The 13,022-nt window shown below is 68.9% G+C and carries 16 protein-coding genes and 1 tRNA gene; 11 read left to right on the top strand and 6 right to left on the bottom strand.

Annotation, left to right across the window (positions count from 1 at the left end; all coding sequences use genetic code 11):
- Positions 1–401: 401 nt before the first annotated feature.
- Complete coding sequence (locus ACWGKS_RS25850) at positions 402–1,553, top strand: serine/threonine-protein kinase (protein ID WP_358504541.1); 1,152 nt, start codon at positions 402–404, stop codon at positions 1,551–1,553.
- 70 nt (positions 1,554–1,623) lie between these two features.
- Here ACWGKS_RS25850 and ACWGKS_RS25845 read toward each other — a convergent pair.
- Together ACWGKS_RS25845 and bcp are read right to left on the bottom strand one after the other, a co-directional pair.
- A tRNA-Leu gene (locus tag ACWGKS_RS25845) sits at positions 1,624–1,698 on the bottom strand.
- Between the two features lie 92 nt (positions 1,699–1,790).
- Positions 1,791–2,273: a thioredoxin-dependent thiol peroxidase gene (bcp, locus tag ACWGKS_RS25840; protein ID WP_067606639.1), complete on the bottom strand. Its 483-nt coding sequence runs from the start codon at positions 2,271–2,273 to the stop codon at positions 1,791–1,793.
- A gap of 340 nt (positions 2,274–2,613) precedes the next feature.
- On the opposite strand from bcp, the gene ACWGKS_RS25835 reads away from it, so the two are divergent.
- Positions 2,614–3,711: a CDP-alcohol phosphatidyltransferase family protein gene (locus ACWGKS_RS25835; protein ID WP_358504538.1), complete on the top strand. Its 1,098-nt coding sequence runs from the start codon at positions 2,614–2,616 to the stop codon at positions 3,709–3,711.
- Positions 3,712–3,727: 16 nt separating this feature from the next.
- Positions 3,728–4,126: a DUF3618 domain-containing protein gene (locus ACWGKS_RS25830; RefSeq protein ID WP_358504535.1), complete on the top strand. Its 399-nt coding sequence runs from the start codon at positions 3,728–3,730 to the stop codon at positions 4,124–4,126.
- Between the two features lie 82 nt (positions 4,127–4,208).
- On the opposite strand, the gene ACWGKS_RS25825 is transcribed toward ACWGKS_RS25830, so the two are convergent.
- A complete protein-coding gene (locus ACWGKS_RS25825) occupies positions 4,209–5,429 on the bottom strand; it encodes an amino acid deaminase/aldolase (protein WP_358504532.1) in 1,221 nt (406 codons plus the stop codon).
- A 179-nt stretch (positions 5,430–5,608) separates the two neighbouring features.
- Here ACWGKS_RS25825 and purU point away from each other — a divergent pair, with 179 nt between their 5' ends.
- The 8 genes from purU (at position 5,609) to amaP (ending at position 9,611) form a co-directional block, all read left to right on the top strand.
- The gene (gene purU, locus ACWGKS_RS25820; protein WP_358504529.1) at positions 5,609–6,496 is read left to right on the top strand and encodes a formyltetrahydrofolate deformylase; all 888 of its coding nucleotides are present in this window, start codon (positions 5,609–5,611) and stop codon (positions 6,494–6,496) included.
- 275 nt (positions 6,497–6,771) lie between these two features.
- On the top strand, positions 6,772–6,975 hold the full coding sequence (locus ACWGKS_RS25815; protein ID WP_358504526.1) for a CsbD family protein: 204 nt from the start codon (positions 6,772–6,774) through the stop codon (positions 6,973–6,975).
- Positions 6,976–7,036: 61 nt separating this feature from the next.
- The gene (locus tag ACWGKS_RS25810) at positions 7,037–7,498 is read left to right on the top strand and encodes an Asp23/Gls24 family envelope stress response protein (protein WP_358504523.1); all 462 of its coding nucleotides are present in this window, start codon (positions 7,037–7,039) and stop codon (positions 7,496–7,498) included.
- 2 nt (positions 7,499–7,500) lie between these two features.
- Positions 7,501–7,818: a hypothetical protein gene (locus ACWGKS_RS25805; protein WP_358504520.1), complete on the top strand. Its 318-nt coding sequence runs from the start codon at positions 7,501–7,503 to the stop codon at positions 7,816–7,818.
- Positions 7,819–7,859: 41 nt separating this feature from the next.
- The gene (locus ACWGKS_RS25800; protein WP_190318529.1) at positions 7,860–8,033 is read left to right on the top strand and encodes a hypothetical protein; all 174 of its coding nucleotides are present in this window, start codon (positions 7,860–7,862) and stop codon (positions 8,031–8,033) included.
- Positions 8,034–8,047: 14 nt separating this feature from the next.
- On the top strand, positions 8,048–8,416 hold the full coding sequence (locus tag ACWGKS_RS25795) for an Asp23/Gls24 family envelope stress response protein (RefSeq protein WP_358504516.1): 369 nt from the start codon (positions 8,048–8,050) through the stop codon (positions 8,414–8,416).
- On the top strand, positions 8,413–9,018 hold the full coding sequence (locus ACWGKS_RS25790) for a DUF6286 domain-containing protein (protein ID WP_358504513.1): 606 nt from the start codon (positions 8,413–8,415) through the stop codon (positions 9,016–9,018). The genes ACWGKS_RS25795 and ACWGKS_RS25790 overlap by 4 nt, the downstream gene beginning before the upstream one ends.
- A 2-nt stretch (positions 9,019–9,020) precedes the next feature.
- Positions 9,021–9,611, top strand: a complete 591-nt coding sequence (gene amaP / locus ACWGKS_RS25785) for an alkaline shock response membrane anchor protein AmaP (protein ID WP_358504510.1) — start codon at positions 9,021–9,023, stop codon at positions 9,609–9,611.
- 188 nt (positions 9,612–9,799) lie between these two features.
- Here amaP and ACWGKS_RS25780 read toward each other — a convergent pair whose 3' ends face one another.
- The 3 genes from ACWGKS_RS25780 to gcvH form a co-directional block, all read right to left on the bottom strand.
- The gene (locus ACWGKS_RS25780) at positions 9,800–11,212 is read right to left on the bottom strand and encodes an L-serine ammonia-lyase (protein ID WP_358504507.1); all 1,413 of its coding nucleotides are present in this window, start codon (positions 11,210–11,212) and stop codon (positions 9,800–9,802) included.
- A gap of 86 nt (positions 11,213–11,298) precedes the next feature.
- Complete coding sequence (gene glyA, locus ACWGKS_RS25775; protein WP_358504504.1) at positions 11,299–12,567, bottom strand: serine hydroxymethyltransferase; 1,269 nt, start codon at positions 12,565–12,567, stop codon at positions 11,299–11,301.
- A 2-nt stretch (positions 12,568–12,569) separates the two neighbouring features.
- Positions 12,570–12,950, bottom strand: a complete 381-nt coding sequence (gene gcvH, locus ACWGKS_RS25770; RefSeq protein WP_358504502.1) for a glycine cleavage system protein GcvH — start codon at positions 12,948–12,950, stop codon at positions 12,570–12,572.
- Positions 12,951–13,022: the final 72 nt, after the last annotated feature.

The following is a 13,022-nucleotide window of genomic DNA, read 5'->3' as shown; positions in this document are numbered from 1 at the left end:
CTCCCCGCTGGTGTGCTGCTTTTTTTTTTAACACCCCCCCCCCCCGCCGCCCGGGCGGCCCCCCCCGCGGGGGGCCCCCCCCCCCCCCCGGCCCCCCCCACCAACCCCACGTCCGGGTCAAGGGAGGGCAAGGGAGATCCTCCTCACGGCATGTGTCGTGCTTGCTCGGACATAACGAAACCGAACCTATGTGTCACTCATCGGTTAACCGTAGGCGTGCTACCCGCGTCATACTGGTATAACGAGTGATCCGTGCACCTACGTGGTGACAGCGACCGCAATGCTCCGCAGGAGGCCACCATGGCCGGTGAATGGACCCGTGGATAACCGTGTCCTCCCTAGAAAACCCCCACACGCAGCGGCCAGAGACGTCGCTCGATTCCGCGCGTCCGGACGCGGCTGTGGATGAGCCCGTTGGTCGACTTCTCAAGGGTCGCTACCAGCTGACCTCCGAGATCGCCCGGGGCGGTGTGGGCACCGTCTGGCGCGCCACCGACCTCGTCATCAAGCGCGAGGTCGCGGTCAAGGAGCTGCGACTGCCCGCGGACCTGAGCCGTTCCGAGCGCGACTCCCTGTTGCAGCGCACCACCCGCGAGGCGCGGGTGGCCGGGCGCCTCACGCACCCCAGCCTGGTCACCGTCCTGGACGTGGTGGACGAGGACGAGCGGCCGTGGATCGTCATGGAGCTGGTGGAGGCCTCCACCCTGGAGGAGATCATCCAGGTGGGCGGCCCCCTGCCCTACCAGCGGGTCGCCGAGATCGGCCTCCAGCTCATCGACGCCCTGCAGGTGGCGCATGGCGAGGGCATCGTCCACCGCGACGTCAAGCCCGAGAACGTGATGATCAGCGCCGCCGGACGGGTGGTGCTCACCGACTTCGGTCTGGCCGCCTGGAACGGCGAGTCCGCGCTGAGCTCCTCGGGTCGCATCATCGGTTCGCCCGCCTACATCCCGCCGGAGCGGGCCAAGGCCGGTCCAGTGGGCCCCGAGTCCGACCTGTGGTCGCTGGGCGCCACGTTGTACGCCGCGGTCGAGGGCTACCCGCCCTACGACCGCAAGGGCTACATCAAGATCCTGCGCCAGGAACCCCTGCACGAGCCCAAGGCGGCCGCCAACGCCGGGCCGCTGGCCCCGGTGCTGGCCGGTCTGCTCAGGGTCGATCCGGCGGAGCGGCTGAGCGCGGAGAACGCCACCAAGATGCTGCGGATCGCCGCGCTCGCCCCGTGGTCGCCCGAGAGCTCGGAGAAGGACTCGGAGGAGTCGTCGACGGAGGTCGACTCCGACGGCGCGGTCACCGCCGAGGAGCGAGAGTCGGCCCGTGAGCACTTCCGCGCGGGTGCGAGGGTGCTGGCCGAGTCCATCAGCGAGCGGCTGCACAACAGCCCCGAGGCGATGAACTCGATCATGATGTCGATCCGCGAGTCCACCGACAACATGGGGCTGACCAGCCCGGGCAAGCACGCGGAGAAGAGCAGGCTTCCGGTGGCCGTCGGTGTGGGCGTGGGTGTGCTCGCACTGCTCGCCCTGGTCATGTGGGCCCTGCTGGGCCTGTAGAACCCTGGGCCCGTGGAACCCCTGAAACGACGGAACGACCCGACGAGAGCCGGGTCGTTTCCGAGTGGAGTGGGGCCGGCGGGATTCGAACCCGCACTGTACAGCACCTAAAGCTGCCGTCTCCTGCCGGTTGGACTACGGCCCCAACGGGGTAACTCTACCGGGATCGGCGGGGTGGACGGGAACCCGGGGGCACCGGTCGTCCGGTCTCTCGGTGACCGGACGACCGATCGCGGATCAGAGGCCCAGTTCGCGCTTGATCCGGTCGACGTGGCCGGTGGCCTTCACGTTGTAGAAGGCCTTCTGCACCTTGCCGTCGGTACCGACGATGAAGGTGGACCGGATGACGCCCTGGACGACGCGACCGTAGTTCTTCTTCTCCCCGAAGGCCCCATAGGCGGTCAGGGTCTCCTTCTCTGGGTCACCGAGCAGGGTGAAGGTCAGGCTCTCCTGCTCCCGGAACCGCGCCAGCTTCTCGGCCTTGTCGGGGGAGACCCCCAGCACGGTGAAGCCGGCGTCGGCGAACTCGGTGATGTTGTCCCGGAAGTCGCACGCCTCGGTGGTGCATCCGGGGGTCATCGCGGCCGGGTAGAAGTACAGCACGACGCTCTTGCCGGTGTCGGCCAGGACCTTGCTCAGGGTGACGGGGTCACCGTCGGCGTCGCTGAGGGTGAAGTCGGGGGCCTGGTCTCCGGGCTCCAGACGGATGGTCTCGCTCACGTGGTGTCTTCCTTCCGCTGCTGGTGGGCCGGGCGTGCCCGGCCCGTGTTCTGCATGCCTCACAGTATGAGATGCCCGGGTGGGTACGGGGTGCGGGTGGGGGACGCATCCGTGGTGGTGGTCGTGGGTGACGTGCGTGCTTCGGTTGCGATTCCGGTTCGGTTCATCCGCATTGGGGGTGGCCGACGGTCTGATCACCTATTGTTGACCGAACGCTCTCGGTTGGCCTGTTCTGGACCTCATGCCGTAGCGTGCGCGGGTCGCCGGTGACCCGCCGGCATGTCCGGCGTCGCAGCCGGGCCGGAGCACATCCGTTTCTCTTTGGGAGTAGTTCGCGCCGATGTCCGGTTTCACACTCGACGAGGTCAGGGCCCGCACCCTCAAGGAGCGCGATTCCTGGTGGACCGTGTACCTGGTGGACCCGATAGCGGTCCGGCTGGTCCGCTTCTTCGCCAACCGCACCTCCATCACCCCGAACCAGCTGACGGTGGTCGCGCTCTTCCTCGGGCTGGGCGCCGCCGTGTGTTTCGCGTTCGGGTACTGGCCGCTGCTCATTCTGGGCGCCGCGCTGTACTACGTGTGCTTCCTCGTGGACTGCGTCGACGGCAAACTGGCCCGGCTCACCGACACCGAGACGATCTTCGGGGCCTGGATGGACTACGTGTCCGACCGGTTCCGGGTGCTCGTGTGCGTGGTCGCGCTGATGGGCGGACAGTACCGGGAGACCGGGCACGTGGCGTTCGTCTGGTTGGCGTTGGCCGTGGTCTTCCTGGACATGCTGCGCTACCTTAACGCCCTGCAGGTGTACAAGGTGCGGCGGGAGATGCGTTCGCACCTGGCGGCGGCGTTGGAGCGCGCCCGGGCGGCCCTGTCGATGCTGGACCCCGCCGGCGATGACACGGGCGCCGCGACCGGTCGCGGTGGCCGCACGATGAGCGATGGTGGCGAGCAGGCGGTTCTGCGGCACGGCATCGGCGTGTTGGAGCACATTCTGCGCAGCCAGAACGAGCGGGAGGCGCGCAACCAGCGCACGGCCGGCAAGCAGCCGGACCTGACCCTTCCCAAGGTCGACCTGCACCAGGAATTCCGAACGCGTTTCCCCTGGTATCAGCGGTTCTGGGCGGCGTTGAACGCCCGCCGCGTCCGTACCCACCTGGTGGGCGGCATCGAGTTCCAGGTGGCCGTCTTCGTGGTCGCGCCGGTGGCCGCGGTCCTGTTCGGTCCGCCCGTGATCGGCTGGATCACGGCCTTTGTGGGCGTTTTGCTGCTCGCCTTCGAGATCGCCATCATCTATAAACTGTGGTTGTCCACGCGGGACTTCTTCCGTGTGGTCGACGGAATCGATGGCGCGCTGAGATTCTCCGGTCCGTCCGACGGCGCGGAGGATCAGGGCCGGGACACCGGCTCGGACTCGGGCTCTCAGACAATCGTGCGCTAGTGGAGAGAGGCACTCAATGACGGCAGGCGACACCGAACCGCGCCAGACCGCCGCCGAGATCCAGGCCGAGATCGACCGCGAGCAGCGCCGGTTGGCCGAGACCTTGGACGAACTCGGTGTGCGGGCTCGCCCCGCCAACATCGCCCGACGCCAGGTCGACAAGGCCAAGGAACGCGGAACGCGACTCCTCGACGAGGCCCGTGCGCTGGTGATAGGGGGTGGAGCGGTCCGGGTGGAGAGCCACCTGGTGCATCCCGAAGAGGGCAGCATCGTGCTCAAGGGCGACGACAGGGTGGTGACCACCTACCAGTCGCGCGGTCGGTTGCCTCCCGAGGCGCTGATCCTCGCGGCCGGGGTGGGCACGGTCATCGCCGTGGGCGTGGTGGCCTGGGCGGTCCGCCGCAAGCGGAAGTAGGTTCCCGGCCCCCGGGAACGACGGGACGGGGCCCGCGCGTAGGTCGCGCGGGCCCCGTCCCGTGTCCGGCGGATCCGGTGCCTCACAGGAAGGTGCGGCCCTCGCCGCGGTAGGTGGGAACCGAACCCTCGTAGGTGCCGCTGTCGGAGTCGATCAGGTGCAGGGTGTCGAAGCGCTCGCACAGTTCGCCCGCCTTGGCGTGGCGCATCCAGACCCGGTCGCCGACGGACAGACCGCGAGCGGCCTCGCCGATCAGCGGGGTCTGTACCTCACCGGCGCCCTCGTTGGCGGTGTAGGAGAGCCCCTCGGGCAGGTACGGCACGGGCGGACGGTGCGCGTCGGCCGGCCCCGAGGCGGGATAGCCGCCGCCCAGGACGGTGACCACGCCGGGCGCGGGGCGCCGCACGACCGGCAGTGCGAACAGCGCGGCGGGTCTGCCCTGGAAGGACCGGTACTGGTCGAACAGGTGCGGTTGGTACAGCCCCGAACCAGCGGCCAGCTCGGTCACGGCCTTCTCTCGTCCGGTGGTGTGCAGACTGCCGGTGCCACCGCCGTTGACGAAGCGCAGCGGGGCCACGGCGCGGACCGCGCGGATGATGGCGGCCCGGCGCCTGGCCAGTTCGATGGCGGAGCGGCGCTGCACCACGCGCAGGATCCTCCCGTACAGAGGCCTGCCGGGGGGCGCGTCGCCCAGTCCGGCGATCTGTCCCTCGTAGGCCATGACGCCGTCGAGTTCCAGTTCGGGGCGGGCGACCACGGCGCGGGCCAGCTCCCGGGCCTGTTCGGGGGTGCGGACGGGGGAGCGGTAGGAGCCGATCCTCAGGTTCGATCCCAGCGGCTGCCAGCTGGTGTCGATGTCCAGGCACACGCGGATCCGGGGAACGTCGGTGCCACGGTCCGCCGCTCGGACGGCGGTGACGATGAGGTCCAGGTGCGCGGTGTCGTCGACCATCAGGGTGATGGCGCGGGCGGCGGCGGGGTCGCGGACGAGTTCGGCCAGGGCGGGGCGGTCCGCGGTGGGGTAGGCGACGAGGATGTCGTCGCTCAGGTGGGGATCGGCCTGGGCCAGCCAGAGGGCCTCGGGCAGGGTGAAGGCCATGATCCCGGCGTATCCGGGAAGTTCGAGGGTCCGGCGCAGGAGTTCGCGGCTGCGTACGGACTTGCTGGCGACGCGGATGGGACGGCCGTGTGCGCGCCGCGTCAGGTCGGCGGCGTTGGCGCGGAAGGCGGCCAGGTCGACCATGGCGAAGGGTGCCTGGAGCTCCCGGGTGGCGGCCTCGTACTTCTCACGCGGGCTTGTCATGGAGTCGAGCATGCCAGAACATGAATCTCTTTCATATTGTCCGAGGGGTCCGATCTGCGCGCTCGGACGTACCCGCTGGTGACATGGGATACGACTGGAACGACCCCAAGGGGCGAAGGCCCTGGATATCCTGGGTCGTCAGGCTGTTCGGCCGACGATCTGCGGGAGTGTTTCCTTCGATGAGCGAGCGTGAGTACGTTCTGACCCTGTCCTGCCCCGACAGCCGGGGCATCGTGGCGGGAGTGGCCAACCTTCTGTCCGACCACGGATGCAACATCACGGAGAGCCAGCAGTACGGTGACCACTACACCGGACGGTTCTTCCTGAGGATGCAGTTCATGGCCGAGGACGGCGGTTCGGGCGCCACCGGTGAGGACGTTCTGCGCGGTGCCTTCGCGGCCCTGTCCGGGGACTTCGGGCGGAGCGCGGACGGGGCGTTCGTCGAATGGAGCCTGCAGGCCCGGGACGTGCGTCCGCGCATGATCGTGATGGTGTCCAGGTTCGGACACTGCCTCAACGACCTGCTCTACCGACAGCGCAGCGGCCTGCTCGACATCGACATCGCGGCGGTGGTCTCCAATCACCCGGACCTGGAGTTCCTCGCGGACTCCTATGGGGTGGACTTCCACCACCTGCCGGTGACCCCGCAGACCAAGGGCGAGCAGGAGCGCAGGATCCTGGAACTGGTCGACTCCTACGACGTCGACCTGGTGGTGCTGGCCCGTTACATGCAGGTGCTCTCCGAGCAGCTGTGCGCGAAGATGTCCGGTCGCATCATCAACATCCACCACTCCTTCCTCCCGAGTTTCAAGGGCGCCCGTCCCTACCACCAGGCGCACTCGCGCGGTGTGAAGCTGATCGGTGCCACCGCCCACTACGTCACCGCCGACCTGGACGAGGGGCCGATCATCGAGCAGGAGGTCTCCCGGGTCGACCACACCCACAGCCCGGAGCAACTCACCGCGATCGGTAGCGACCTTGAGTCGGTCGCGTTGTCGCGGGCCGTGAACTGGCACGCCCAGCGGCGGGTTCTTCTCAACGGGGACAAGACGGTCATCTTCGACTGACCGGAGAATCGATTTTCGGACGCCAGGGGTACCGGCCGGTACCCCTGGCGTTCTTCTTGCCCGGGACAGGGTTCCCTGGGCTGGGTTTGGGGCAAGGATGGTGAGAACATGACCCTTCCCACCTGCAAAGCATTGCTTTAAGTGTCTTGGCGCCTACGAAGAGTGTCTATATGGTGTGATGAGGTCGAATCACCGCGTCCCCCGCACATCGGCGAGGGCGTGGCGTTTCGGTCCACACACCTTGAGCCGTACGGGCTCAAATCAGGGGGAGAAAAATGGGCAAGCACTTCGACGACGCGGTCGGCAAGGGCAAGAAGGCCTTCGGTAAGGCCACCGGCGATCACGGCACCGAGGCCGAGGGCAAGGTCGACCAGGCCAAGTCCAAGGCCAAGGACGCCACCGACAAGCTCAAGGACAAGGCGGAGGACGGCACCGGGTCCGCGGGCGACAAGATCAAGAACGTCTTCAAGCGCGACTGACGCGTCTCGACCGAACGTTCAGAACGGTTTGCACACTGTCTAGGGGGGACCAGTGTCGGAGATGAAGACCCAGTCCACGGTGCCGAGCGCCCGCGAATCCGGCGGTAGGCGTGACGCCACCGATGGTGGACAGGGACACACCCGGATCGCCGACGGCGTCGTCGCCAAGATCGCCGGCATGGCCGCGCGAGAGATCGGCGGCGTCCACGCCATGGGCGGCGGCACCGCACGCATGGTCGGAGTCGTGCGCGACGCAGTGAGCGGGGGAGGCTCCTCCGGGACGGTCGCCCAGGGTGTGTCGGTCGAGGTCGGGGAGCGCCAGGCCGCCGTCGACATCGACCTCGTCGTCGAGTACGGGGCCGCCATCCAGGACCTGGCCGCCGCGGTCCGCCGCAACGTCACCAGCGCGGTCGAACGGATGACCGGGCTCGAAGTGACCGAGATCAACATCAAGGTGGACGACATCCACCTGCCGGAGGACGACTCCTCCGACAACGGCGACTCCGAACCCAGGGTCCAGTAGCCATGGCCGGTGGCGAGACACCCGACCGGATCGCGCTGGAGATCGTCGAAGAGCTGGTCCGCTTCCCCGACGTGGTCGAACCGTCCTCCGGGCCCTTCGGGACCCTGAGCACCGCCACGCGGGGTGGACGGATCAACGGCGTCGCGGTGCGTGGGGACCACATCGAGGTCGGAGTGGTGGTCAGGTACGGGCGTCCGCTTCCGGAGATCGCCACTGAGATCCGTCGGGGACTGACTCCGCTGGCCGGCGACCGCACCGTCCACGTATCCGTGGAGGACGTGGTCGCCGGGTTGGACGACGGAGCGCGCGCGACCGGCTGAACACCGATCGAAAGGCAGGGCGTTTGATGAGAGGGGAAGCCATGTGGCCCATCGTTGGACTGTCCTACGGGACCGTACTGGGGCTGGCTGCGGCGTTCGGCGGGTTCCCCGCCTTCGCGCTGGTTCTGGTCCTGGGCCTGGTCGGATTCGTCGCCGGCCGGGCGATGGAGGGTGAACTCGACCTGGCCGAGATGTTCACTCGGCGTTCGGCCTAGACGGGGGAGTGAACGTGGTCGGGGTGCGAAGCGACACGGTTCCTCAACACAGGGTGCCGGGCCCACGAAGCGAGTCGAGCGGCGGGCAGGCTCGTACGCGCGATCCCGGGGGCCGCGTCGACATCCCCGGATCCGTCATGGAGAAGGCCGCGAGCGAGGCCACCGGTGAGGTCTCCGGGGCCCGGGCCGCCCGCTTCCGGTCGGCCCGGGCGAGTGTCAGCGGAGAGGTGGTCCTGTTGAGGCTGCGGATCGACGTGGACTATCCACGATCGGTCACCCGGGTGGCCGGTGACGTACGCGAACACGTCAAGGGCCGGATCGAGCGGATCACCGGCAAACAGGTCCACCACATCGACATAGAGATCGCGGAGTTGGTGCGATGACCACCGTGGAAGAGGCGCTCGGCCGTCCGGCCCAGAGCGTGGACCGTCGGGCCAGGCGAGTCGCGGTTCACACGTTCCGGCCACGTCGTTCGTGGCCGGCGGTGATCACCGGGTTCTTGGTCCTGGCGGTGGCGGTGATCGCCGCGGCCGAGGTCATCGCCGCGCTCGCGGGCAACCCACTACAGCTCTTCCCGGTGGGTGCGGCCACCGACTACGCGGCCACCACCACCTGGTCCGAACCCTCGGTGCAGATCGCCTCCGCGGTGCTGGCGCTGATCGGGCTGGCGCTGATCGTGGTGGCGCTGGCCCCGGGACGCAGCCGGTGGACCGCGCTGCGCACCGACGACCCCGCGCTCGTGGTGGGACTGACCCGCCCGGCACTGCGTCGCGCGGTGGCCGCCGCCGCCCAGGAGGTCAGCGGGGTCGACAACGCACACGTCACGGTGCGCGGCAACAGGCTTCGCGTCCATGTGCGCACCGGGATGCGCGAGGCGGGCGACCTGCCCACCGAGGTGACGCGGTCCGTGGAGCGACGACTGCGAGAGTTGGCTCCGCTGCGCAGCATGCGGATCGTCACGAACGTTCGATACGCGGAAGGTTAGCGATGGCTCGCGACAGGTACCGCAGGTCGGCGCGGGGCAACCGCCTGGGCCTGGTGATCGTCGGGATGTTGCTGCTCGCGGCCGGCGCCGCGGCCCTCGCGGCCGGGCAAGGGCTCTTCGGCTCGGGGCTCGCGGGCGATCCCCTGCTGAGCGACACCGCCAGAGGGGTCTTGGCCGGGCAGTGGGTCCCCTACGTGACCGTGGCGGTGGCCTTCGTCGCCGGGTTCCTGGCCCTTCGCTGGTTGTTGGTGCAGGGCATGAACGACACGGTGGGTCGCCTGTATCTGGGCCGAGGCGACGAGGGCAACGTGGAGATGCAGGAGAGCGCGGCCCGCGGCGCCCTCGAACAGGAGGTCTCCGAGTATCCGGGTGTGCGTCGGGCCAAGGCCCGCCTGACCGAGTCCGGCGACGAACCGCACCTGCGGTTGGCGCTCACCCTGGACGAGGACGCGGACGTGGCGCGGGTGTGGCGTCGGGTACGCGAGGAGGCGCTCACCAACCTGAGGTCCGCGCTCGACCTAGAGAAAGTCCCGGCGGTCATCCGGATGTCGATGACGGCTCCGGCCAAGAACCCCCGTCGCGTCCTGGCCTGATCGGGCGCGAAGGCCCGGTCCGGAAAGGGCGAGTCTGGTGGCGAGCGGTGCTCAAGCCACCAGACCCGGGGTGACGACCGTGGACCGGCGAACGGGTGGAAACGCTCTAGCCAGGCCCTCGGCCGTGCCCTCCGTACAACCCGCTTCGGCCCCGGTCCATTCCCGCCCAGGTCGACGGATGCCGCCGGTCAGCACTCGATGACGTTGACGGCGAGGCCGCCGCGGCTGGTCTCCTTGTACTTGTCGTGCATGTCGCGGCCGGTGTCGCGCATGGTCTTGATGACCTTGTCCAGGCTCACGAAGTGGCTGCCGTCGCCGCGCAGGGCCATACGGGTGGCGCTGATGGCCTTGACCGAGGCCAGGGCGTTGCGTTCGATGCACGGGATCTGGACCAGGCCGCCGATCGGGTCGCAGGTCAGGCCCAGGTTGTGCTCCATGGCGATCTCCGCGGCGTTCTCCACCTGGGCGGGGGAACCGCCCAAGACCTCGGCCAGGCCGGCCGCCGCCATCGAGGACGCCGAACCCACCTCGCCCTGGCAACCCACCTCGGCGCCGGAGATCGACGCGTTCTGCTTGAACAGTATGCCGATGGCCGCCGCGGTCAGCAGGAACCGCACCACGCCCTCGTCGCCAGCGCCCGGGCTGAAGTGCAGGTAGTAGTGCAGGACCGCGGGGACGATGCCGGCCGCACCGTTGGTCGGTGCCGTCACCACTCGCCCGCCCGCCGCGTTCTCCTCGTTGACCGCGAGCGCGTACAGGCTGATCCAATCGCTGCCGCGCATGGGGTCCGGATCGACGTGGGTGGGCGCGAGCAGGCCGCTCTCGTCGCAGTTGCCGCCCAGTTGACGGTAGAGGCGGTGCGCCCGACGGGGCACCTTCAGGCCGCCGGGCAGACTGCCCTCGGTCATCACGCCGCGCCGCACGCACTGGCGCATCACGGCCCAGATCTCCAGGAGCTCGGAGCGGATCTGCTCGGGGGTGCGTCCGAACGCCTGCTCGTTGGCGAACACGAGGGCGCTGATCGACATGCCGGTCCGTTCGCACAGCTCCAGCAGTTCCTCGGCGGAGGAGAAGGGGTAGGGCAGTTCGGTGTCGTCGGCCTTGATCCGGTCCGCGCCCGCGGCCCGCTCGTCCACGACGAACCCGCCGCCCACGGAGTAGTACACCTTGGCGGCCAGCTCCACCCCGACGGAGTCCAGGGCCACGAACCGCATCCCGTTCGGGTGGTCGGGCAGGCTCTCCTTGCGACGGAAGTCCACGTCCACGGCCGGATCGAACGTGACCACCGGGCCGTCGGGGCCGCCCAGACGCAGGGTCCGGGAGGAGCGGACCTCTTCGACGAGCAGGGGGACCGCGTCCACGTCCACCCCCTCGGGGGTGTGCCCCATCAGTCCCAGGATCACGGCGGTGTCGCTGCCGTGCCCCTTACCGGTGAGCGCCAGCGAGCCGTACAGCTCGACTCGCACGTGCGCGACCCGGTCGAGTGGACCGTCGTCGGCCAACCTCGACACGAAGGTCGTCGCGGCCTTCATCGGACCGACGGTGTGCGAACTGGACGGTCCGATACCGATCTTGAACAGGTCGAAGGTGCTGATGGCCATGGCTGTCCTCCTCGTTGAGCACAGGGTTCGGGCCGTGGGGGATGACGCCGTGCGGGCCCGACCGGGCCCACACGGCGGGAACGCCGCTACAGGTTCGGATAGAGCGGTCGCTTGGCGGCCAGGGTGTCGACCCGCGCGCGCAGGGCGGCGATGTCCCGCTCCGGTTTGAGGGTCTCGGCGATGACGTCGGCGACCTCGCGGAAGTCGTCCTCGTCGAAGCCTCGGGTGGCCAGGGCCGGGGTGCCGACCCGAAGGCCCGAGGTGACCATCGGTGGGCGCGGGTCGTTGGGCACCGCGTTGCGGTTGACCGTGATGCCGACCTCGTGCAGCAGATCCTCGGCATCCTGGCCGTTGATCGGCGAGTCCACCAGGTCCACCAGGACGAGGTGGACGTCGGTGCCACCGGTGAGGACCTTGACGCCCGCCTCGGTCGCGTCCGGCCGGGTCAGGCGCTCGGCGAGGATGCGGGCACCGGCGACGGTGCGACGCTGACGCTCGGCGAACTCCTCGCTCGCGGCGACCTTGAACGAGACCGCCTTGGCCGCGATCACGTGCTCCAGCGGACCGCCCTGCATGCCGGGGAACACCGCGGAGTTGATCTTCTTGGCCAGCTCGGCCTTGGTCATGATCATGCCGCCGCGCGGACCACCCAGGGTCTTGTGCGTGGTGGTGGTGACCACGTCGGCGAACGGCACCGGGTTGGGGTGCAGTCCGGCCGCGACCAGACCGGCGAAGTGCGCCATGTCGACCATGAGCAGGGCGTCGACCTCGTCGGCGATCTTACGGAACCGCTCGAAGTCCAGCTGACGCGGGTAGGCGGACCAGCCCGCGACGATCATCTTCGGACGGTGTTCCTTGGCGAGGGCGGCGACCTCGTCGTAGTCGACGGTGCCGTCCTCGTCGCGCACGTGGTAGGCCACGGCGTTGAGGATCTTGCCGGAGTAGTTGATCCGCATGCCGTGGGTGAGGTGACCACCGTGGGCCAGGTCCAGACCGAGGATGGTGTCGCCCGGCTTGAGCAGGGCGAAGTACACCGCGGTGTTGGCCTGGGCGCCCGAGTGCGGCTGCACGTTGACGTGCTCGGCGCCGAAGAGCTCCTTGGCGCGGTCGATCGCGAGCTGCTCGATCACGTCGACGTGCTCACAGCCGCCGTAGTACCGGCGGCCCGGGTAGCCCTCGGCGTACTTGTTGGTCAGGACCGTGCCCTGGGCCTCCAGAACCGCCTGGGGGGCGAAGTTCTCCGAGGCGATCATCTCAAGGGTGTCGCGCTGTCGGCCCAGCTCGGCGTCGACCGCCGCGGCGACCTCGGGGTCCAGCTCGCTCAGGGTCTGGTTGAGCAGGTTGTCGCTGGTCATCTTCAGTTCTCGCCTTCGATCAGCTTGGTGTACTCCGCGGCGGAGAGCAGGTCCGTGGGTTCCTCGGACACCCGGACCTTGAACAGCCAACCGCTCTCGTAGGGGTCGGAGTTGATCGTCTCGGGCGCCTCTTCGAGGGCCTCGTTGATCTCGGTGACCTCACCGTCGACCGGCGAGAAGATCTCACTGACGGACTTGGTGGACTCGACCTCGCCGGCCGGGTCGTCCGTGTTGACCTCTTCCCCGACGGTGGGGGCCTCGACGAAGACGATGTCGCCCAGCGACTCGGCCGCGAACGCGGTGATGCCGACGGTGGCCACCCCGTCCTTGATCACGACCCACTCGTGTTTGGCGGTGTAACCCAGCTCCGTGGGAACGCTCACTTCAACTCTCCTTGGAGATGCTCGTCCTTTGTGTGCCGTGCGCCCGTCGGACGCGCCGGCCCGACCCGACCT

Source organism: Nocardiopsis sp. NPDC055879, assembly GCF_053615935.1.
This window is presented reverse-complemented; position numbering and strand designations above follow the sequence as displayed.